The sequence below is a fragment of the Ancylomarina euxina genome (genome assembly GCF_003863355.1).
Lineage (GTDB): Bacteria > Bacteroidota > Bacteroidia > Bacteroidales > Marinifilaceae > Ancylomarina > Ancylomarina euxinus.
This window is the reverse complement of sequence record NZ_QQWG01000001.1, coordinates 291,561-313,364: the sequence shown is the minus strand read 5'-3', so window position 1 is coordinate 313,364 and position 21,804 is coordinate 291,561. Positions and strand designations below refer to the sequence as shown.

Here is a 21,804-nt window from a genome sequence, read left to right as displayed (position 1 = left end):
AAACCCTCGGGCTTCATGTTATTGATTCAATTCTTTGATCAGTTGATAAACACGTCGACTGCTTTCACCATCCTGATGTGTGTGATACATATCACGTATCGTCTTTCGCCAATCGGCATGTTCCTGCGGCTTCTGCAAATAAGTTTCGATTTGATTCTCAAACTCTTTATAGTTAGCCGCCTTATAGCCTGGCGTATTCTTTTCAAAATCTAAAAACAGACCTTTCGTTTTCTTATACTCTTCCAAATCGTAAGGAATATAAACAATCGGCCTATCGAGCAACAAATAATCAATCCAGATGGATGAATAGTCAGTCACTAAAATATCGACGTAAGGCAACAGCTCATAAACATCAGGGAACAGATCCTGATCAGCCTTTATCACACGCTTCATTTTAGAAACATCGAAATGGCTCAATTCATCAGCCCGTTTGATATCTTCTTTATGTCCTCTTAAAAGGATATAAGCCTGTTCTTTTTCAAGAAAAGCATCCAATTGCTCAGAGTCAAAATCCTGAAAAGGGAAAAACTCTGCCGATTGTGTTTCTTCACGCCAGGTAGGCGCATAAAGAATCACTTTTTGATTCAGATAAGTGTGCTTATCGGTCAATTTCTCATCTTTCGAGGCAGACAGTAAATAATCGTTACGTGGCAAACCACTCACCCATACATGGTTCATATCGATATTAAAACCTGCTCCATGTATCACTTGCTCCAGTGGTGAGCAAGCTGCCATATAGCTGTATTTCTGCATCTGGTAACGCTTGCCATACTTTTGCCAGACTTCGGTTTGCAAACCCATCTTTTTCATGGGTGTACCATGCCCTAAATAAATAACATGTTTGCACTTCTCGTGCAGATAATAAGGAAAAAATGGCGCTGCACTAATCCCGTATGAAATGATCACATTTCGTGTTCGAAGAAAAAGGAATAAACCTTTCAATGACCAGGCATAAACCACCTCGCCAGGGAATTTATCTTGCAAGGTAGCGTACAACGTTTTGTTTGCTGTAAAAAGGATGGATTTGAAATCGTCCTTCTGGCGCATGTACTCAAAAAGATATTTCGAATTGTCGTAATAATACTTCTCGGTCAGAAAAAACAAGGCAATTCGCTTATCCTTCCTCACCAATTTCTCTAATAAATAGTAGAAATTACGAAGGACAAAGATGAGCATATGCAGAAAAATAATTTTCTGCATAAAATTAACGAACCATTCTGTTTTGCTGAGTTTATGACTCATCGTTAGTCGCTTTTCTATTTGATTTTAGAGTCCAAACCAAGCCTCCCAATACCAAGGTAAAGAAGAGAATCATAGAGGCTAAAGAAATGTTCTCACCCACATAAAATGCTTTGGGTTCGAATTTGAATTCTATTTTGTGCTTACCTGCTGGCAATCGCATCGCTCTCAACACATAATTGGCTCTAAAGTGTGGCTTTAAATCTCCATCGACATAAGCATTCCAACCGGGTTGGTAATACATTTCAGAGAAAACGGCCAACTGCTCGGATTTTGATTGATAATCGTACTGAATAGCGTTTGGCGCATAATGGGTCATCTTAATGACAGACAAACTATCGGGGCTACAGACAAAACCATTTACCTGATCGGCATAACGTTTATCAACAATTAACTCTCTGGCAGGATTGAAAGCATTCAGGCTCATAATTTCCTCATCAGGATTATCAACCAACTTAAAGTTTGAAACCAACCAGGCCGAACCTAATGCATCAGCATTATAAACAGACTGAGTACCACCTTGCTCGGTACGAACAATCGAATAACGAGCATTCAGCATGTTTAGAACCTTAGGGTTATTCTTCTCAATATGAAAATCGTAAAGTTCCTGTATACGTCTTAGTTTGGCACCATGGTATCCACCAATTGACTTGTGGAAATACGAAGTACTTGAATTTTGAAAAGCCCCACCCGTTGTGTTATAAACACGATAATTCGAATTCATATTCAAGCTCCAAAGTTGAGCGGCAATCGTTTCAAACTGATTGGCTTTTCGGTTCTCTTTTTTATAATCGGCTGCAGCCTTTTGAAGTGTCGCTTTCAGTTCTGGATGATTTTTCAATTCCATTTGTAGAATCTCATAGTCCGCTTGAGTCGGATTAAAAGCCAACTTCAAATCTTTCTTCGCTACAAAACTGTCGTTATTGAGGTAACGCTTGTTCACTGGCCAAAGATCTGCTACAATTAAGATAATTAAAGCCAAAATCATCAACTTGGAATTTATCATCTTACGAAAGAACAGGAACAATAAAGCAGCTCCCAAAGCTACAAATGCCACCGAACGCAAGGCATCTGCTCTGAAAATAGAGATCCGTGCATCGATTAAATCGGTCTGTATTTGAGAAATAAACCCGATTGCATCTGGATTGGCCGACTTAATTTGAGCCAGATAGTTATTCTCAATATCACTCATGAAATCCAAACCTAAATTAGGCAGTAGGTATAAGAGTAAAGCCAAACCACCCGTTAAGACTAGAGGAATAATTCCAATATTCAGTTTAAATGAACCAAAAGCTATTTTACGTTTTAAAACTTCGGGTTCTTCAATAATTTTTTTAACAGCAAGAATGGCCAATAAAGGGACACATAGCTCAACCACAATCAGTATGGAAGAAACCACACGAAATTTGTTGTAAAGCGGCACATAATCCAAAAAGAAGTTGGTTAAGCCAGCAAAGTGGTGTCCCCACGATAGCATAATAGACAAAATGGTTGCCGTAAGCAAGCCCCATTTCAATCGTCCGGGAACGATAAATAGACCTAAAACGAAAAGAAACATGAGCAAAGCACCCACATAAACAGGTCCGGCTGTAAAAGGCTGATTCCCCCAATAGTGATGGTTATCGACCTGCTCCATTTTATAATAATCGTCAACTTTTTTAATCTGACCACCACTCACGTAATTCACAATTTGAACAGCCTCTTGCGGCGAACCTGCTCCCCCTTTTACATTAGGAATAAGCAAACTCAAAGTCTCCTGAATACCATATGACCACTGGGTCGCATAATCTTTATCGAGCCCAGCAGTTTTATTGTTTTTATCACCAATAGTCAATTCGGACTTGCCACGAATGGTCGATTTACTGTACTCGTATGAATTATAAAGGTTAGTGTTATTCACTCCAATAGCGATAAAGGAAGCAGCAAACAAAACACCTATCGCCTTAAAGAAATGTTTCATTTCCTTAGCCTTCAGTCGATGATAGAATTCGAATATCACCAAACAGAAAACCATAATAGCAAAATAGTAAGTCATTTGAATGTGATTGGAATAGAGTTCCAATATCAGAAAGAAAGTTGCCAACAAGCCACCCCAAAGGTAGCGCCCACGGAAAACCATGAGAATTCCACCCAAAGCAGGCGGAATAAAGGCCAGTGCATTCACTTTCCAGAGATGACCCGCACCTATGATGATGATAAAATAGGTTGAAAATGCGTAGGCGACTGCCCCAGCTATAGCAAGCCAAGGGTTGACTCGCAGCGAAAGCATTAGAATATAAAATCCGATAAGGTATAACAAAAGGTAACGAACCGGATCGGGCGTATGCAGCTCCATCAGTTGCTTAAAAAAATACATATCCTTAGCCTGATAGTCCACATTAATTTGATAAGCAGGCATGCCTCCAAACATGGAATTGGTCCAAAGTGGATCTTCCCCAGTGGCATTTCGAAAATCGATAATCTCTTTTTTTCCACCCCAGGCATTCAGAGAATCGCCTTTGCGCAACTGCTTACCCTCGAGAACGGGCTGAAAGTATATGAACCCAACAATTAAGAAAATAAAAATGGCTGATAGATAGGGAATCAGCTTTTGAAAGAGACTTTTAAAATCCATGTGTACCGCTTTTTTTTGTAAGCCACTAAAGTACAAAAAAAGCAGAAAGCTTATACTAAAGATAGGCATGCTTTTTAAAGAACATAAGTTATTGATATTTTACTCTTCAGTATAAAAAGCTTATCAGAATTCAAATCGCACAAACACATTGGGTGTTATTCCAAGAGAATAACTTTTAATCTCGTTCATTTGGTATGTCTCATCATAATAGATCATATACGACCTATCCAGAACATTTTTTTTATCGTATACGTTTTGCAAACTAAACCCCAGTTTAAGCTGCCTTTTACTTGAATTGGATAAGCTAAACTTATAAGCCGATGAGAAATCGAGTCGATGATAATTAGAAATCCTCTGACTATTCATTTCATCATAATTGATTAGACCGCTTTCGGGATCAATACTATTGGCGGGAGTATAGGGTTTTCCTGTTCGCCATTTCCAGTTCAGAGAAAATTCGAAAAACTGCCAATGGTATGTAAAGGCAGCGGCCAAAGCATGTCGAATATCAAAATTACCCCGAAATGTTCTTCCTTCATTCAAATCAGGAAATCTATAATTGGTTTTAATCAGAGAGTACGACAGTAAAGAATTATAATTCTGACCTCTTTTTCTGCAAAGAGCATCAAAACCCCATGTTTTACTTTTGCCTTCAGCATAAAACACATTCTTATTAACAAAAGCTTTCGAAACCGAAGTCAAACCCTCATCTTGCTTAAAGTATGTTTCCAAACCGATATTCACACCATCCTTCTCCCACTCTAATCCTCCCGATATCTGCTTGCTTTTTAGAATGGGAATATTCAAATTATCAGCCAGTCCCCAAACTTGATTTTCTAATCCAAAATCACTCGTTTGAAACTCCAGAATTTGACTTATATTTTGATTCTTGATGCTTGCAGCCAACTTAAAATAAAGTGGTTTAGCCAGCTTTAGCTTTGCATATAGACGAGGTTCAAAAAAAACCTCTTCTGTTGATGTCAAATAATTGAATCTTAATCCCAAATTGATATAAAAATCCTTTCTCCTATTAAACTGTAATTCAGAATAAAAGGCAAATGAATTCTCGTCCCCTTTATTTTTATCGTTATAATTATAATCAGAGGAATCTGCGACGCTCTGAAAGAAATAATCAACTGTTTGTGAAGTCATTTGTAATCCCGTCCGCAATTTACTCCAGGGACCTAATCTAATTTGAACCTCTGCATCAAGTCCCAGCTCTTTAATCGTATTTGTTTTGATATTTTTGGACTTCTCCCCATTTTCGATCTCTCCTTGATATGAATAATCGAGATCGTAGTATGCAAATTCTCCTTTTATACTATGTCGAACATTCCGACTCCATCTTCCTTCTGAAATCAGACTCAAGCCCTGATTACTGATTTTTAATCTATCCTCACTTTTATAATAATCATCGATAGAAAATGAATAATCTAAATCGTTGATCGAATACAAATAATTCACATACAATTTATGATCATCTGAAAAACTTATAGTTGTGTTCAAGGACAAATCCTTAAAATAAAAGTCGGTATTTGTTTTGGTGTATTCTGAATCAAATGCTTTATTCTCTGATATAATAGTATTCTGAAAAACCCGATCAGAATAATGATTAAAGGACGGGGTTTTTATAAAATCATTATACGATCTCCTGAAACTTAAACTTACCCCAACTTTATCCTTTTTAATTGGCAACTTAAGTAAGGCATCCATATAATTAAAATTAGCTCCTAAACTCCCAGTCACTTGCTCTTGAAGCCTCCTATCAGAGCGCATATCGATAACACCGGAAATACGATTACCATATTGAGCACTTGCACCACTTCGAAAAATCTTCACGTCGGAAATCTGGTGTGGATTAAGCGCCGAAATCATACCAAAAAAATGAGAATTGTGGTAAATAGTGATGCCGTTCCATAAAATAAGATTCTGATCGGGCGTCCCCCCTCTAATATGCAAATCAGAATTCGATTCAGAAGGACTAATAACTCCAGGAAGGAGTTGAAGAGTCTCAAAAACATCTGGATCAGGAGAAGCAGTTACCGACTTAATATCGTCAGCAGAAAGTATAATAGATCCATTGTAATTATTTCCGGTCCCATCACTAATCTGATCAATCAAAACTTCGTTCAGTTGTTCATGCGATTCATATAATTCAGCCTTTATCGGTAAATTATTACTGATGATATTAGCGCAAAATTTTATAGATGCGAATCCAATATATTGAATCAATATTGTATCAACTGAAGCGTTTTTTGTCAATTCAAAATAGCCTTCTTCATCAGAGATACAGCCTCTATTTTGACTACGATTAATAATCGTTCCGCCCCAAAGAGGCGTTTGTGTTACCTTATCGACTAGCCGACCTTTTATGGTGATAAACCTTGCAGTATCAGAATCTTTCACAATGATGTACCGAGAACTTATCTTCTCAAAAACCAAATGGGATTCCTGCTGAAGTTTAGCAATTATGACATCAAGTGAGGCCTCTGAAATCTCGAAACTAAATGTATACTGACTCGCTATATCGTCGCGATATGAGAAACGAACATCAAATTGAGATTCAAGCTTATTCAATACCTCTTTTAAGCTTGCATTTTCAAAGCTAAAAGTACTGGCTTTCTCTTGAGATAAGAGCGGAAATGTAATCAGGATGAAGAAAAATAAGATTAGATACTTCATTATTTGTGATACAATAAAATCGGTTGCTTTCCTCTTATTTTATATTTAATCCCCATAGGATAAAAAACAGACTTAAGAGCCAGCTTTAAATCATCATGAGTAAAACTCCCTGTAAATCGTTGATTCAGATCAATCCCCTTAGCCTCAAAACGAACTTTATAGTGACGTTCTAGAGCCTTCACGACCTCTTTAAGAGGCAAGTTTTCAAAAGTACTTTCCCCTTTTACCCATGATGGAGATTGTTGTGAAAAAATCCAAGACTCTTTATTCTTATCCATAAAACGAACAGCATCCCCTGCTTTTAGAATGATAGAATCTCCCATAAAATCAACTTTTACACGCCCCTCAAAACAAAGGACTTCAAAAAAATTGTCTCGGGAATGAACATTAAACTCAGTTCCCAATACACTCACATCACCAAGATTGGTATGCACCTTAAATTTCGATCCGGGAATCACTTTAAAATAAGCTTCCCCTTTTAGTTTTAACTCTCTTTTATTATCCCATTTTTTCTCATGAAACGAAATTTCAGACATTGAATTTAACTTGACTTTTGACCCATCTGGCAAATTAAATGCAAGTCGTTCTCCGCCTAGACTTTTGTATGCTGTTTCTGAAGGTAATAAAAAGAAGATGCCCATCAATATAGCAACAGAAGCTGCTAACCAATAAGACCATAGAGTAATTACAGGCTTTTTCTTTGCAGCCATTCTATTTTGCAAAAGCGCCTGAAAAGCCTTTTTCTTATCGAAAAAAGGTGCCTCTAATAAAGCTGACGTTTCCGCTATTTTTTTATAAGAATGAAAATCTTTGGTTTTCTCGAAAGCCTTCACTTCCTCATCAGACAACTCGCCATTAAGCCATCTTGCCAAAAATGTATCATCAGTGAAGTCTTTATTCATGGGTTTAAATTTAAGTCCCGAATCATATATCAGGATAAAATGATGCAAAAAATCTCTTAAAAGGCTTAAACAGATTCTAAAACTATCTCTTTGTTATTTAATTGATCTACTATTTAAACAGTTAAAAGGGCAATTACCCTACTTTAAATATGATCAATCTTTTCTCTTAGCGAAACCAATGCATTATGCATTCTTTTTTCAATGGCTTTTACCGAGACATCTAACATTTCTGCAATCTCGGCATATGTTTTTTTCTCAATTCTATTCAACAGAAAAACAACACGTTGCTTTTCAGGCAAATCAGCTATAGCATCATTTAAAATCACACGAAACTCTGACTCTTCCATAATGTATTCAGGACTCTCAATATTTAACTCATCCGGGGTTTCCTGATGGTATTTCAGCCTAACCTTCTGATGCGAAACATGATTAAGAAATAGATTTTTTGCAACAGTATAGACAAAGGATTTAGCTTTCAAGAAAAGTACTTTTTTACAATTCTCCCAAAGTTTAACGAAAGCTTCTTGCACAATATCCTCAGACATATCAGCATCACCGCACTTGTAGTAGATAAAACTATGGAGTAAGGGGGCATGTAAATTAAACACCCTCTCGAACACCTTCGTTTTACACAAGGATAAATTTGTATTTTTCTTATCTAATTCTTCCACAGGTTTTCTTTCGATATAAAAATAGGCGTTTCACAAACTCCACGATATTTAAATTGGGCTCAATTTAAATGAAATTTTGCAAGTTAATACGATTTACATTTTTTTTTTAAGTTCTCATAATTAATAAGGGAGCGTATTGTGCAAATTGTTAAAGTCTAAACATTTTTTTTCAAAAAGTAGGGTATTTAATTCGAGGCTTGTTTTAGTAATACAAGTCAAACTAAAAATTGGATACTATGCTACTTCAAAAAAGACTAAGAATACTTATGATTCTTTTGCTGTCCCTATTAGTGATCAGCACATTTAATGCTTGCGATAAAGACGAAGATAATGTTGAACCTGAAAAGGTCGTTACTCCAGACCCTCCTAAGGAGGAGGAGAAAACCAATCAATCTGACGAAGAAGGAAGCATAACTCTTTATTCGGTAGAAGGTCGTGACATAAAGAAACTGAAGGACTATCAGGTTGAAGATCGTTTTCTGGAACTCCAAAAAGACACAAAAAAACATCAAGAAATATGGAGTTTAATAAGTAAGATTGTTCCAGATAATCACACCAAGTTTTTCAATGAATATATTGTTTTTACTGGTGAAGGAAATGGAACTGCCGGGTATGTCGTTCAAACAATAGAAGACCTTACAAAATGGCAAATCGGTATAGCCATGGACTTTGCATACGAAGGAGGATTTAATAAAGATGGGGAATTATCGTATACTATTATTCATGAATTTGGTCATGTTTTAACGCTTAATAATACCCAGGTAAATTCCAGTAAAAATGAAAGTGACAGTAAAAACTATTTCCCTGGTGAAGGCGAAGCTCGAGATGAATCATATATAAATGCTCTTTACCAAAACTACTGGAAAGATATTGAGGCTGAATTTAAAAACCTTGGTGATGACGAAAGCAAACAACAAGCTTTCTACGAGAAATATCAGGATCGATTTGTGACACAATATGCTTCAACTAATCCTGCTGAGGACATTGCTGAATGCTTTACTCACTTTGTCATATTCGACAAACCAACAGGCGATACCTATGCCAATAAAAAAGTTCAACTATTATATAACTATCCTGAATTGGTTGAATTGAGAAATTACATCCGTAGATCATTGAGCATTGGCACTAAATCCAAATCGGCACCTGTGATTAAAGTCTGGAAACGTGGAGCGACCTTCGGTAAGACAGGTCAAAAAAGATCTTGAAGTTAGTATTAACCTACTCTTCAAATGTGATTCTTTTTTTAGGGGATTAAGAATCATAGAAGTTATCATCCCAGTTTTAAACTGGGATGATTCTTCATTTAGCCTAAATTATTTTCATCACAACTTAAAATAAATTCTTATGAAAGCGATAGGAATACTAGTCGCAATTTTACTGATAAGTTGTTCGGCCTATCAAAAGGCGGAATATTCACAACAATCAAACCTGATTACATTAATAAAATCGAGATGTCGGGGTAAATGTCCTGTTTATGAGCTCAACATTAACACAGAAGGTGAAGCTCTTTATCATGGAATTTCAAATGTCACCCATAAAGGCTTATTCAAATTCAAGCTGAGTAAAGTTGAATTAGATAAGCTACAAGAACTATTTATAGAGTTAAAATTTCAAGAAATCAAGCTTCAGCAGAAGACAAAATATCGGGATGTACCCTATACGACTCTAAAGTATAAAGGTAAATCACACTATTATCGTTCCTCTTGGAATTCATCACCTTTTAAAGGTATTGTCGAGAAACTGGATGAATTAATACAGGAAAATGTATCTACATCCAATAAGAAGAAACATCACAAGTTAACATCAATGCTACTTAATGAGTAAAGAATAATTTTCATTTACGAAAATATAAATCGGCACCATATTCAACATAAATTTCAACTCAATTCAGTCGACAATCAGTATATATCATGCATAATCACAATTTACTTACCCAAATTCTAAAGGGTATTCAAAGCCATCCTGATAGAAATGCGTTTTTCATTGATGGGAAGTATCATACTTATAAAAGCCTCGCTAAAAGAATATCCGAGATCTATAATATTATAAAACAACATACTGGTCCAACTGCTCAATGTATAGGAATTATTGAAAAAAATAATATAGAAACCTATGCCAGTTTATTAGCTGTTTTATTCTCTGGAAATACCTATGTTATTCTAAACCCACAGAATCCAAACTGTAGAAATAGAATAATAGTTGAGTCTACTGATATTCAGTTAATACTACACTCGGATGAAGATAATTGTTCGTTAGACATTCCTAAGTATGTAAATCTAATATCAACAATCGATGTAAAATCCGAGAGTATTTTAGATAAGATAATGACTCAAGTAGATTCAGATTCATTGGCTTATATCATTTTCACATCAGGAAGTACAGGTGTTCCCAAAGGGGTACCAATTTCTCATGGAAATCTAAATGCTTTTTATGATGCTTACTCTTCGTTAAACTTTAATTTAAATAAAGAAGATAGGCTACTTCAAATGTTTGATCTTTGCTTTGACGTATCTGTTGTTTCTACACTTTACCCACTTACACTAGGCGCCTGTATCTTCACTGTATCTCAAAATAGTGTAAAATACACACAAGTCTATGAGCTATTAGAGGATGAAGAACTCACCTTTGCTGCTATCGCACCCTCATTGCTCTCTTATCTTCAACCCTACTTTGAAGAAATCAACCTACCAAAACTTAAATATCTGATCCTAACAGCCGAAGCATCAAACTGGGATTTATTATCCCAATTTATCACCTGCGCTCCCAATGCCGAATTAGTCAACCTATACGGACCTACAGAAGCTACAATTTACTGTACTTCTTATCGCGTAAATCCAAATGATATCGATACATATAATGGAATGCTTGCTATTGGTAAAGCGTTTAAAAGTATGCACGCTATAATCGTTGACGAAAACTTACAAGAGGTGCCAAAAGGTGAAAAAGGTGAAATGTGTGTAGCTGGGGCTCAATTAATGGAAGGTTACTGGAAAGATCCGAAAAAATCGAAGGAAGTATTTGTCGAATTAGATTGTTTTGAAGTACCGACTCGCTACTACAGAACGGGTGATATTTGCTTTATTGATGAGAAAGATTGTATACACTATTGCGGACGAAAAGATTACCAGGTACAGATTCAGGGCTTCCGTGTTGAACTAAACGAAATAGAGCATACGGTAAGACAATATCATTCTATTGGCTCAAATGTTGTTCTTGCAAAACCCAACCAATTAGGGAATCAGGAGTTACATCTTTTTATCGAAAAGTACGAAGGTGAGGAAACAAGCATAATTGATTTTCTTAAGGAAAAGCTTCCAATTTATATGTGTCCCCAAAACATATATGGAATTAACGAACTCCCATTAAACTCGAGTGGTAAAGTGGATCGTAAAAAACTCTTAGAATTAGTTTAAAAATAAATATTACAATGGAATTAAGTCAAGTATTAGAAGAAGTAAATAGCATCTTTTGTAAAGTGTTGAATAAGCCAACAATTATCTTAACCGAAAGCTCTACAGCAGATGATGTTGATGAATGGGATTCTTTGAATAACATTAGATTAATTGCAGAGGTAGAGCAACATTTCAAGGTCAAATTTAAGCTTAGAGAAATTATGAAGTTGAAAAACGTTGGCGAGTTGTGTACAAATATTCAAAAAAAAACAGCCTAAGAAATCATGATATTTAATTCGTGGGAATTTGCGTTCCTTTTTATTCTAATTACGGGCATATTCTATTTAATAGTTCCTCAATTGAGAAAATGGTTGTTATTGACTGGTAGCATCATTTTTATCGGATTCAATCATTGGGGCTACCTGGCTCTTGCTGTATCAACAGCAATAATAACCTTTAGTTCTGGCATTTGGATTGATAAACAAAACAGTGATAAAACTCGGCAACGAATCTTCACAATCAGCCTAATAGCCCATTTAACAATTCTAGTTTTCTTTAAATATTTTGGCTTTCTTGAAGCTAATCTGAGTTTATTTATAAAAACGATAGGTGGTAACTGGAATTCCTCAATCACAAAAATATTTTTACCTCTTGGGATATCATTTTATATCTTCCAGTCAATTTCTTATCTCATTGAAGTTTATTGGGAAGAGCAGGAAGCTGAAAAGAATTTGGGTGACTTCCTGCTTTATATGTTGTTCTTTATGAAATTCTTATCTGGACCAATTGAACGTCCAGGAGATTTTCTACCTCAAGTTAAAGAAAAGAAAGCTTTTGATTACGATAAAGTAAGCTATGGTCTAAGATTAATTGCTATTGGTTTATTTAAAAAGCTGATTATTTCCAATCAATTAGCGACTCCTCTGAATGATGTCTTTGCTTCGGTACAAGATTATTCAGGAGCTCAACTTTGTGTTGCAACACTATTTTACCCAATACAACTTTATGCTGATTTTTCTGGATATACAGACATAGCAATTGGTGGAGCTGCCATTCTAGGTTATCGATTATCTCCTAATTTCAATCGCCCATTTATTGCACAAAGTATTACAGATTTTTGGCGACGTTGGCATATGAGTTTATCTTTTTGGGTTAAAGATTATATCTATGAACCATTAGCTTTCAGAAAAAGAAATTGGGGTACATGGGGTATTGTATATGCCTTGCTGATTACTTTTATTCTACTTGGCTTATGGCATGGTGACAGCTGGAATTTCATTATTTATGGTGCCATTCAGGGCGGGGTCATCATTTATGAAATGAGTCGATCAAAATGGTGTACAAAGTGGAACAAATATCTTTCAGGTAAATGGTTCAAAACGTACAATATAATCAGAACCTATCTCATCTTCGCAGTATCTCTTCTCTTTTTTAAGATTGAAAAATTCGCTGATGTCATTTATGTTATCAACCATATTTTTGACGGTATTGGATCAACATACAAAGAGATAAGTTTGGGTGTGCGCGATCACAATATCATAGTTATCTCTCTTGCAACATCTCTCATGTTCCTTTACGAATATACTGATAGCAAATGGGATATATGGGGGAAATTTGAACAAAAATCAATCCTTATACGTTGGAGTGTTTATTACCTAATCATTTTCATCATTTTTTCTTGTGGCGATTTTGGTGCAAGCGACTTCATCTACTTACAATTTTAGGTTATGGCGAACAAAGATCTTGTTACATTCGTAAAAAAAACTGGAATATTTCTTCTTCCGATATTAGCTTTAATTATTGGATATTTCTATTCTGATCCATTTAAGGTAAATCATACTTATAAAGCTTACAATAATCAGCCTATAGAACTCAATCAAGGATACATTAGCTGGCAAAGTTTTTTGAACCACAGAGACAGTTTAAAATACGATTCCTTTATACTGGGAAATTCTTGTACAATGGCGTACCCAACTACTATTTGGAAGTCATTTTTGGAAAATGCGAATCCTATCCGTCTAAATGCCAATTCGGAATCTTTATACGCAATCTATAAAAAGATTAAACGCTTGGATGAATCTGGTGTTTATATCAAAAATGTTCTTCTTATAATTGATAATAACACTTTAGGAAAAGTTGTTAAAAATACCTCGCATACACGTATTTTGCATCCTGACATTAGTGGCATAAGTGAAACAGAATTTAAAAAAGAGTTTATCACAGCCTTTTTCAATCCAAAGTTCTTAATTCCATATATTGATTATTGCATTTTCCATACCTATCGGAAATACATGCGAGGTGTTATTATGGAAAAGGATGATCATCGAAACCAATTAACCAATGATATCAGAAACCCTAGAGAATCTGAAATTGAACAATTTGAAAGACAATATTGGGTGACTCACAAAAAAGAATTCCCTGCTAGAGAGCTTCATATTGATGATTATTCTCAAGTTATCTTTAACACTCAGAAGAAAATGCTTAGTGAGATTTGTGAAATATTCAAAAAACATAAGACCGATTATCAAATTATTATTAATCCAGAATGGTCGCAGAGAAAATTTAATAATCAGGATTTAATCGAACTAAAAAATATATTTGAAACTGATCGAATCCATAATTTTTCAGGTAAGAATATTTACACTGAGAATCAGGAATATTTTTACGAAAAAAGTCATTACAGACCTCTTCTAGGTAGAATTATTTTGCAAGAAATTTACACGGAATAATCTTAAATGTTCATTTTTATCGAATCACACGGATAGAGCTTTAAGTTGTTCATAAGAAAAGGGAAAGTTAAGCTTTCCCTTTATTTTTATGCTGCCAACAATAACGAGAACCTGAGCTAGCCTCTCGCTTACATTGTGAACCACTCTTTGTTTTACCACAACATTGGCCTTTAGATGGTTTTACTCGACTTGTTTCGGCATGTTTTTCAGTTCTTACTATACTCTGATTCCCTTTACAAGGTCCAAAATCCCACTTAAGAGCATTTTGTTGAGCTTCCAACTTATTTTCTAAATCATCGGGTAACTGAGGAAAGAAATCAAGTCCCGTTAACTTTTCAAGCTGATCCACACTTACAATAAAGCTCGACAAAGGCTGTTCTGATTTCTTATTCGCCAATAGGAATGCAATCATATCTGACTGACCAGCCTTCTCTCGAAAAATAATTTTATAATACTTCTCTGGTACTGCAACCCTATTCTTCCCTATGATTGGTAGCCCAGGCTTAAGGACAGCGCCCGTTACCACATAAATTTTATCGTAGGCTTTTGCCCAGTTTCTAACCTGAATTTCCAGATTTTTCCATATCCCCCGATTAAAGGATGGCCTTTGTGGTGACATATTCGACATATAAAAACTCTCCGACATGGCTGCTTCAGAAAATCCCATATCAGCTGCAGGTGCTAAATGCCCCCTGTCGTAACCACTCCCTCTATAATCGTTTAGGTTTGCAGAACCTGTTTTTACGATAGGATCAGGTCTAAAATTATCAGCTCTTTTAACTAAACCAATGGTTTCAGCAGCAATTAGCTCATAAGCGACCCATTGTGCCTGCTCAAACTTCTCGCTATAGGATAGAATATAGTTTTTGTGTTTAACGATTTCACCTGTATATGTAGGCAGATATTTATAATCTTGTGAAAACCCAAGTGAGGAAATCAAAAGAAAAAAAAAGAATAATATTTTTTTTGTCATAGAGATTCAAAATAAAGAGCATAAAAAAATCCCCTTGATTTCTCAAGAGGATCTTCGCGGTACCCAGAGCCGGGATCGAACCGGCACGAGTTGCCTCACTGGTGTTTGAGACCAGCGCGTCTACCAATTCCGCCATCTGGGCATTGCTTTTGAATGCGTTGCAAATGTATGGAAATGTTTCATTCCTGCAAAACAAAAACAAGCTTTTTTTTATAAAAAAAAGTCGGAGAAACCGCCCTATACAGATACCTCTCTGACTTTCATCAATCTATATCTAACATCCTGTAGAAATAAATTTTCTTTTTTCTTAATTTTTAGCTGGGCATGGTGTATTCCCAGCCTGCTCCCGGTCCAATTGGCTAGCCAGACCTTATCCAAAACCAGTGTGATGATCCGTTTCATCAGCGAGAGAATAGCATTTTGTATCGTATTTCACGCATATTTTGCAAATATCTGCAGATAGAGATTTATTAGAGTTCGGTTTGAATTTAATAAGTAACCAATATTTTATGATTTTCTGCAAGAGAAAGATAGCATACCTATTTTTAAATAAGATCCTACTATTACACATTTATAAATCATGTAGAGACAAAAAAGAGGCACCCAATGGATGCCTCTCGATATATTTAAGCTTGTAAAGACTATTTCAGCTTTTTGAATAACTTTTTCATGCTTACTTCTGACTTAATGATATCATATAGTTTCGCAATCTCAACACGCTCCTGAGCCATCGTATCACGATAACGTAAGGTCACAGTATTATCTTCTAACGATTGGTGATCTAAAGTCACACAAAAAGGCGTTCCGATAGCATCCTGACGACGGTAACGCTTACCAATCGAGTCCTTCTCGTCGTACTGACAATTGAAATCGAATTTCAAGTCGTTAATGATCTCACGAGCTTTATCAGGTAAACCATCTTTTTTAACCAATGGCATCACACACAACTTAACTGGAGCCAATGCTGCAGGTAATCTCAATACCACTCGTTCGTCAACTTTACCGTCTTCTTTTTCAATTTTTTCTTCCTGATAAGCTTCCGCCATAATCTGAAGGAACATACGGTCTACACCAATTGAGGTTTCAACCACATAGGGTGTATAACTCGCATTCAACTCAGGATCGAAATATTGGATCTTTTTACCCGAGAATTCCTGGTGCTGTTTCAAGTCAAAATCGGTACGAGAGTGAATTCCTTCAACCTCTTTAAATCCGAATGGGAACTTAAATTCAATATCGGTTGCAGCGTTAGCATAGTGAGCCAACTTATCGTGATCGTGGAAACGGTATTTATCATCTGAAAAACCAAGAGCTTTGTGCCAGCTCATACGCGTTTCTTTCCATGCGTCGAACCATTTCATCTCCTCACCTGGACGAACAAAGAACTGAAGTTCCATTTGTTCGAACTCACGCATACGGAAGATAAACTGACGGGCAACAATCTCGTTACGGAATGCCTTACCAATTTGAGCAATTCCGAAAGGGATTTTCATACGACCCGTTTTCTGTACATTCAGGTAGTTCACGAAAATACCCTGAGCAGTTTCCGGACGAAGATAAATCTTACTACTTCCATCAGCTGTTGAACCCATATCAGTTGAAAACATCAAGTTAAACTGACGAACATCAGTCCAATCTTTAGTTCCAGAAATAGGACAAACAATCTCATTATCGATAATGATTTGCTTCAACTCTACTAAGTCATTTTTATCTAACGCTTCAACGAAACGAGCATGCACAGCATCCATCTTTTCTTTATTAGCCAGCACACGAGGGTTCGTCTCACGGAATTGAGCCTCATCAAAAGATTCGCCAAACTTCTTTTGAGCTTTAGCAACTTCCTTATCCATTTTAGCCTCATACTTAGCCAAAAGATCTTCAATCAAAACGTCAGCTCTATAACGCTTCTTCGAGTCCTTATTATCAATCAAAGGATCATTAAAAGCATCAACGTGGCCCGATGCCTTCCAAATGGTAGGGTGCATAAAAATAGCAGTATCAATACCAACCACATTTTCGTGCAGTTTAACCATCGAATCCCACCAATACTTTTTAATGTTGTTTTTTAATTCAACACCCAATTGTGCATAATCGTAAACCGCAGACAAACCATCATAAATTTCTGATGATTGAAATACGAATCCGTATTCTTTACAATGAGCTACCAGTTTTTTGAAAACATCTTCCTGAGCCATAGTTTTTTATTTAGTTTTATTTTTTCTAAAATTGGATAACAAAAGTAGCCGATCATCTTAGCATGAACAAATTCAAAAGCACAAAATGCCTAAAAGTCATTCTTAATTCTAAAATAAATTAATCGTCAACTTCTTCGAAATCGACATAGTCACCTACACCTTTAGTGTCGAACTTGCCTTTATTTTTCGTGTTCTTTTCAACAGTTACTTCACCTTCTGGTTTTTCTTGATACTGCTGTTGCTGCTGTTTTTGTTGTTGCTGCATCTTGTCAAAAGTCTTCTTCACTATAACTGGGAAAAACGCTCGAAACAAAAATTTAATCAGATAATAGATACCTGCTGCAACTAATATAAATCTTAATAATGCCATCTTATCTTATTTTGAAGGACAAATATAAGCATTTCATTTTTTTTTATACGCATTTCACTTTTTGCTTTTGGGTGTTCTCTTATAGCCTCTTAAGAAGAGCTATAAGCGGCGAGCCTTTCGTTACAATTCCTCGCTCTCTCTCATCTTTAATTATAATTTACTTCTATCGAAACCAGAGCCTTCGATAGAAGTCGCATTGTTATAATCTCCGATACGGAATTTTCTCTTCTTTCGATAGCTATTGGAACCCTAACACAAGCCTTGTTTCTATATTTAATACGTGCACTCTATCTCATCTCTTTAAGAAAACATGTTTTAGCTTAAATCTATTTATTATTAAACTTTTTATCCCACACTATACTTCCTTATATTCATAGCCTGAAAAGCGCAAAGCTGCTGATTTTGATAATTGAATTAGCCTTGAATCTAGGATCTAGGATCTGGCATTCACTACTATGATCCAGAATCGGATTCAGAACCTATTTTTTGAATATCATTTTAATAAAAATGCAAAACATACGAAATATTGCCGTTCTGGCCCATGTAGATGCAGGTAAAACAACCATTACAGAGAATCTCCTTTTTTTAGGAGGAGCGACACGAAAAATGGGGAGTGTGGATACGGGAAGTGCCATCACCGATTCGCTTCAGGTAGAAAAGGAACGTGGTATTTCGGTACGTTCAGCCTGCACTTCATTTATATGGGAGAACACACAGATTAATTTGATTGACACACCAGGGCACGTCGATTTTTCAGCCGAGGTGGAACGTGTTCTTCGGGTTTTAGATGCAGCCATACTTGTTGTTTCAGCAGTAGAAGGCGTACAGGCCCATACGCATACTTTATACGAAGCTCTTTGCGAACGAGGTATACCTGTGCTTATTTTCATCAATAAAATCGACCGTCCAGGTGCCGATGTTCTTCAAGTATTTAAAGATCTACAAAAAGAACTAAAAACACCCGTATTTGCGCTTCAAACCTGTAGCGATGAAGCAAGTAATGAAGCTATCATTCAGCATTTATGGACAAATGAAACCAATGAATTGGGAGACGATCTAAAAGAATTATCTCTCGAGGTCTTAGCCAATACCGACGAAGAAGTACTCGAAAAGTATTTGGAAGGAGACGTGTTGGATCCCTCCTACTGTCTATCTAAAGCTCAAAACTTATGCAAGCAATCCAAACTAAACCCAGTATTATTAGGAGTAGCTAAAAATGGTTTAGGTATGCCAGAGTTATTGGATGCCATCGTCAATTATTTTCCAGAAGTATCAATAGAATCAGAAAGCGAACCCTCAGCCTTAGTATTTAAAATAGAACACGATAAAACACTTGGACGTTTAGCCCATATCCGCATGTTTGCAGGAAGTTTGAAAAATAGAGATAGTATCAGGAATGTAGTCGCTAACAGAGATGAAAAAGTCTCACTCATACGGAAAATATACACTAATAAACATATAGATATTGGAGCATTAGAAGCTGGAGATATAGGTTTGGTTAGTGGTATGCCAGAGGTTCAGGTTGGTGATATATTGGGGAGTAAAAATGGTGTTCCAGAAAATACAACATTGCAAATCCCACTACTGATTGTTGGCATAAAATCAAAAAATGAAGCTGATTATGCCAAGCTGGCTGAAGCCTTGCAAGAACTTTCGAGTGAAGATCCCTTATTACAATTTGAGTGGTTTAAGAAAGATCGAGAAATGAATCTTCATATCATGGGAACCATTCAAATGGAAATTTTGGAGATGCTGCTTTATAGTCGATTTGGAGTAGAAGTTAGTTTTGATGAGCCCACCGTCGTTTATAAAGAAACTCCAGCAAGAGAAACTGAAGCTTATATCCGTTACACTATGCCTAAGCCTTGCTGGGCTGTGGCACGATTTAAAATAGAACCTGGTGTGCGTGGAAGTGGCGTAACTTATAAATCGATAGTTGGGGTAAACGATGTCCTTCAAAAATATCAGAATGAAATAAAACGAACCATTCCCAAAGCTTTAGAACAGGGAATTAAAGGATGGGAAGTTACCGACATAAAAATTACGCTTATCGAAGGGGAAGATCATGAGATGCATTCACGTCCCGGCGATTTCATGATAGCAACACCCATGGGACTTATGAAAGGTCTACTAGAGGCTGACACAAATTTATTAGAGCCCATATTGAAGTTTAAAATATCGGCACCGGAAGAATTTCTTGGAAAAATTGCGGGTGAATTAAATCAAATGCGAGCTGTATTTGCTAATCCTGAATTTGACGATGGAAAGTTTCACCTTGAAGGGGAAGTTCCAGCAGCAACATCCATGGATTTTAATATCCGCTTGAGTTCCCTTACGGGAGGTAAGGGGAAAGTGAAGTTTGGCTTTTCGTGCTATCAAGATTGTCCCGGAGGAGAAGAGAAACAAAGAGAATATAAAGGTGTCAATCCTTTGGACGAAAGTCAGTGGATACTTCATGCCCGAGGTGCTTTTAAAACCAATGAATGGCGCTTGTAATTACATCTTTTTCCAGACCAGACGAAAAAAAAAAGAGCTTATCCCTTCAGATAAGCTCTTTTTTAGAATATTTATAATCAGAAATTACTCTTCCATTTCTTTTTTATTTTGTTCTTTAACCTTTTCCATGTGCTCAAGAATTAGATCTTCTTGAATTTTGCAAACATCCTTCTTAACCGTCTTTTTTCTACAACCAAACATCATATTCATGCCAAATCGGAAATTCGCCGTCTTTGCGGTATTCGGATTCATTGCAAGAATATTATCACTTACAGCATAAATCTGAAAAGGTCCTAATTTAGCAGCAATACCCGCACCTACGTTGTTGTATGAATTATTCACCATAGAATAACTAACTGATGCCGAAAAATTACGAATCACTCTTGTATTAGCAGATAAACTAAGTGATGGACGAAGCTTACCATTATAAATCTCTGTACGACTAACAGCGCCAACATTCACACGTTCGTTCAATTTATAAGATCCTCCAAGATATATTTTAGTTGGTAAAGCTTTTGAGTAAGAACCGGCTTTATCTTTAAATCGGAAGGCATCTGAAATAGAATCCGTCAAATCTTCCATGACGTCTTCAATCTCGCGATAATTCGGATCATTTGAATTTCCAGATTGAGACCAATCGCCACCTTGCCAATCAAAAGTCGCATCTTGAGATAACTCGTAAGTATCGTTCCATTTAATACCTCCAATATCAAGAATACTGGCATAGAAAGTTGTTTTTTCATCAAATTGGTATGTCGCTCCTAAATCAAAAGCAAAACCCTTATTGTTGGTTCCTGAAAAGAAAGTGGCATCCAAATCATCATCAAGCACATCAATATCGTCAATATAACCATCAGCATCTTGAGTGACGTCTAGCGGCATAGACACTTTCATCAATTGTTTAGAATGTAAGCGAACTAAATCGCCCGATTCAGATGTATAAACCGATAAATTTGATTGATCCATATGCATGTTGGCCACACCAAAAAGCATCTTAGCTTTAACACCTACAGTTAGTTTTTCAGTCACCTGCTTCGAAACACCCAAAGCAACTTCATTATAAGCAGTACCATCAAGACCTATAGCTCCCAAATTTGCTGTACGTCCCATATATCCAGCATTTCCATTCTTCAGGAAAGAAATCAGTCCTTTATCAAAACCTAAACGGGTATCAATTTTTGAACTCATATCAAGAGTGAAGAACATCTTTTTAGCACGAATACCCAATGAGAAAAAGGTATAATCAAGTTGATTCACAATCGTATTGGTTGACTGCAGTGCATCATGAAAACTATTGATATCTACTACCAAAGAATCCTTTTGCAAACCTGTACCATCCTTAATAATATCATTATAAGTGAAACCATTATTCGCATAGTTCACATAAATTGAACTTAGACCTGGGAAACCCAGAAAAACTTTACATTCTGGTTGAATGGCAGGATTCAACTGATTGCTCTGAGGAACATTCTGCATCAAGTACAGCGTGTTGTTCATTTTTTGCGCTGAAGCCAAATTACTTAAGATTAATCCGACAAATA

General features: G+C 36.2%; 16 protein-coding genes and 1 tRNA gene. 7 read left to right on the top strand and 10 right to left on the bottom strand.

What is annotated here, in order from left to right; genetic code table 11:
- Positions 1 to 18: 18 nt before the first annotated feature.
- From DWB61_RS01300 to DWB61_RS01280, 5 genes are all read right to left on the bottom strand, one after another.
- Complete coding sequence (locus DWB61_RS01300; RefSeq protein WP_125029086.1) at positions 19 to 1,242, bottom strand: CDP-glycerol glycerophosphotransferase family protein; 1,224 nt, start codon at positions 1,240 to 1,242, stop codon at positions 19 to 21.
- Complete coding sequence (locus DWB61_RS01295) at positions 1,232 to 3,853, bottom strand: YfhO family protein (protein ID WP_158614343.1); 2,622 nt, start codon at positions 3,851 to 3,853, stop codon at positions 1,232 to 1,234. Before DWB61_RS01295 ends, DWB61_RS01300 begins: the two co-directional genes overlap by 11 nt.
- A 123-nt stretch (positions 3,854 to 3,976) precedes the next feature.
- Positions 3,977 to 6,535 carry a FecR domain-containing protein gene (locus DWB61_RS01290; protein WP_125029084.1) on the bottom strand — a complete coding sequence of 853 codons (2,559 nt, stop codon included), beginning with the start codon at positions 6,533 to 6,535 and terminating at the stop codon, positions 3,977 to 3,979.
- Positions 6,535 to 7,437, bottom strand: coding sequence for a FecR family protein (locus tag DWB61_RS01285; protein ID WP_125029083.1), 903 nt, complete (start codon positions 7,435 to 7,437; stop codon positions 6,535 to 6,537). Before DWB61_RS01285 ends, DWB61_RS01290 begins: the two co-directional genes overlap by 1 nt.
- Before the next feature lie 143 nt (positions 7,438 to 7,580).
- On the bottom strand, positions 7,581 to 8,108 hold the full coding sequence (locus tag DWB61_RS01280; RefSeq protein ID WP_125029082.1) for an RNA polymerase sigma factor: 528 nt from the start codon (positions 8,106 to 8,108) through the stop codon (positions 7,581 to 7,583).
- A gap of 236 nt (positions 8,109 to 8,344) precedes the next feature.
- Here DWB61_RS01280 and DWB61_RS01275 point away from each other — a divergent pair, with 236 nt between their 5' ends.
- The 6 genes from DWB61_RS01275 (at position 8,345) to DWB61_RS01250 (ending at position 14,229) form a co-directional block, all read left to right on the top strand.
- Complete coding sequence (locus tag DWB61_RS01275) at positions 8,345 to 9,313, top strand: zinc-binding metallopeptidase (protein WP_125029081.1); 969 nt, start codon at positions 8,345 to 8,347, stop codon at positions 9,311 to 9,313.
- 139 nt (positions 9,314 to 9,452) lie between these two features.
- The gene (locus DWB61_RS01270) at positions 9,453 to 9,932 is read left to right on the top strand and encodes a DUF6438 domain-containing protein (protein WP_125029080.1); all 480 of its coding nucleotides are present in this window, start codon (positions 9,453 to 9,455) and stop codon (positions 9,930 to 9,932) included.
- Positions 9,933 to 10,018: 86 nt separating this feature from the next.
- The gene (locus DWB61_RS01265; protein ID WP_125029079.1) at positions 10,019 to 11,521 is read left to right on the top strand and encodes an amino acid adenylation domain-containing protein; all 1,503 of its coding nucleotides are present in this window, start codon (positions 10,019 to 10,021) and stop codon (positions 11,519 to 11,521) included.
- Between the two features lie 14 nt (positions 11,522 to 11,535).
- On the top strand, positions 11,536 to 11,778 hold the full coding sequence (locus DWB61_RS01260; RefSeq protein WP_125029078.1) for an acyl carrier protein: 243 nt from the start codon (positions 11,536 to 11,538) through the stop codon (positions 11,776 to 11,778).
- A 6-nt stretch (positions 11,779 to 11,784) separates the two neighbouring features.
- On the top strand, positions 11,785 to 13,224 hold the full coding sequence (locus DWB61_RS01255) for an MBOAT family O-acyltransferase (RefSeq protein ID WP_125029077.1): 1,440 nt from the start codon (positions 11,785 to 11,787) through the stop codon (positions 13,222 to 13,224).
- A gap of 3 nt (positions 13,225 to 13,227) precedes the next feature.
- Complete coding sequence (locus DWB61_RS01250; protein ID WP_125029076.1) at positions 13,228 to 14,229, top strand: histidine kinase; 1,002 nt, start codon at positions 13,228 to 13,230, stop codon at positions 14,227 to 14,229.
- 67 nt (positions 14,230 to 14,296) lie between these two features.
- Here the strand turns inward: DWB61_RS01250 and DWB61_RS01245 are convergent, their stop codons facing one another.
- The 4 genes from DWB61_RS01245 to DWB61_RS01230 all read right to left on the bottom strand — a co-directional run bounded on the left by DWB61_RS01245 (position 14,297) and on the right by DWB61_RS01230 (position 17,767).
- Positions 14,297 to 15,202 carry a DNA/RNA non-specific endonuclease gene (locus DWB61_RS01245; protein WP_125029075.1) on the bottom strand — a complete coding sequence of 302 codons (906 nt, stop codon included), beginning with the start codon at positions 15,200 to 15,202 and terminating at the stop codon, positions 14,297 to 14,299.
- Between the two features lie 60 nt (positions 15,203 to 15,262).
- Positions 15,263 to 15,344: transfer RNA gene (locus DWB61_RS01240), tRNA-Leu, on the bottom strand.
- 499 nt (positions 15,345 to 15,843) lie between these two features.
- Complete coding sequence (locus tag DWB61_RS01235; protein ID WP_125029074.1) at positions 15,844 to 17,397, bottom strand: glycine--tRNA ligase; 1,554 nt, start codon at positions 17,395 to 17,397, stop codon at positions 15,844 to 15,846.
- Positions 17,398 to 17,515: 118 nt separating this feature from the next.
- Positions 17,516 to 17,767: a DUF4834 family protein gene (locus DWB61_RS01230; protein WP_125029073.1), complete on the bottom strand. Its 252-nt coding sequence runs from the start codon at positions 17,765 to 17,767 to the stop codon at positions 17,516 to 17,518.
- A 507-nt stretch (positions 17,768 to 18,274) separates the two neighbouring features.
- Here DWB61_RS01230 and DWB61_RS01225 point away from each other — a divergent pair.
- The gene (locus DWB61_RS01225; RefSeq protein WP_125029072.1) at positions 18,275 to 20,263 is read left to right on the top strand and encodes a GTP-binding protein; all 1,989 of its coding nucleotides are present in this window, start codon (positions 18,275 to 18,277) and stop codon (positions 20,261 to 20,263) included.
- 84 nt (positions 20,264 to 20,347) lie between these two features.
- On the opposite strand, the gene DWB61_RS01220 is transcribed toward DWB61_RS01225, so the two are convergent.
- Positions 20,348 to 21,760 carry a DUF5723 family protein gene (locus DWB61_RS01220; protein WP_125029071.1) on the bottom strand — a complete coding sequence of 471 codons (1,413 nt, stop codon included), beginning with the start codon at positions 21,758 to 21,760 and terminating at the stop codon, positions 20,348 to 20,350.
- Between the last annotated feature and the right edge of the window lie 44 nt (positions 21,761 to 21,804).

Coding starts and splice junctions, on each gene's coding strand:
- DWB61_RS01300 (WP_125029086.1), bottom strand. CDS start 1,242: ATGAGTCATAAACTCAGCAAAACAGAATGGTTCGTTAATTTTATGCAG.
- DWB61_RS01295 (WP_158614343.1), bottom strand. CDS start 3,853: ATGGATTTTAAAAGTCTCTTTCAAAAGCTGATTCCCTATCTATCAGCC.
- DWB61_RS01290 (WP_125029084.1), bottom strand. CDS start 6,535: ATGAAGTATCTAATCTTATTTTTCTTCATCCTGATTACATTTCCGCTC.
- DWB61_RS01285 (WP_125029083.1), bottom strand. CDS start 7,437: ATGAATAAAGACTTCACTGATGATACATTTTTGGCAAGATGGCTTAAT.
- DWB61_RS01275 (WP_125029081.1), top strand. CDS start 8,345: ATGCTACTTCAAAAAAGACTAAGAATACTTATGATTCTTTTGCTGTCC.
- DWB61_RS01270 (WP_125029080.1), top strand. CDS start 9,453: ATGAAAGCGATAGGAATACTAGTCGCAATTTTACTGATAAGTTGTTCG.
- DWB61_RS01265 (WP_125029079.1), top strand. CDS start 10,019: ATGCATAATCACAATTTACTTACCCAAATTCTAAAGGGTATTCAAAGC.
- DWB61_RS01260 (WP_125029078.1), top strand. CDS start 11,536: ATGGAATTAAGTCAAGTATTAGAAGAAGTAAATAGCATCTTTTGTAAA.
- DWB61_RS01255 (WP_125029077.1), top strand. CDS start 11,785: ATGATATTTAATTCGTGGGAATTTGCGTTCCTTTTTATTCTAATTACG.
- DWB61_RS01250 (WP_125029076.1), top strand. CDS start 13,228: ATGGCGAACAAAGATCTTGTTACATTCGTAAAAAAAACTGGAATATTT.
- DWB61_RS01245 (WP_125029075.1), bottom strand. CDS start 15,202: ATGACAAAAAAAATATTATTCTTTTTTTTTCTTTTGATTTCCTCACTT.
- DWB61_RS01235 (WP_125029074.1), bottom strand. CDS start 17,397: ATGGCTCAGGAAGATGTTTTCAAAAAACTGGTAGCTCATTGTAAAGAA.
- DWB61_RS01230 (WP_125029073.1), bottom strand. CDS start 17,767: ATGGCATTATTAAGATTTATATTAGTTGCAGCAGGTATCTATTATCTG.
- DWB61_RS01225 (WP_125029072.1), top strand. CDS start 18,275: ATGCAAAACATACGAAATATTGCCGTTCTGGCCCATGTAGATGCAGGT.
- DWB61_RS01220 (WP_125029071.1), bottom strand. CDS start 21,760: ATGAACAACACGCTGTACTTGATGCAGAATGTTCCTCAGAGCAATCAG.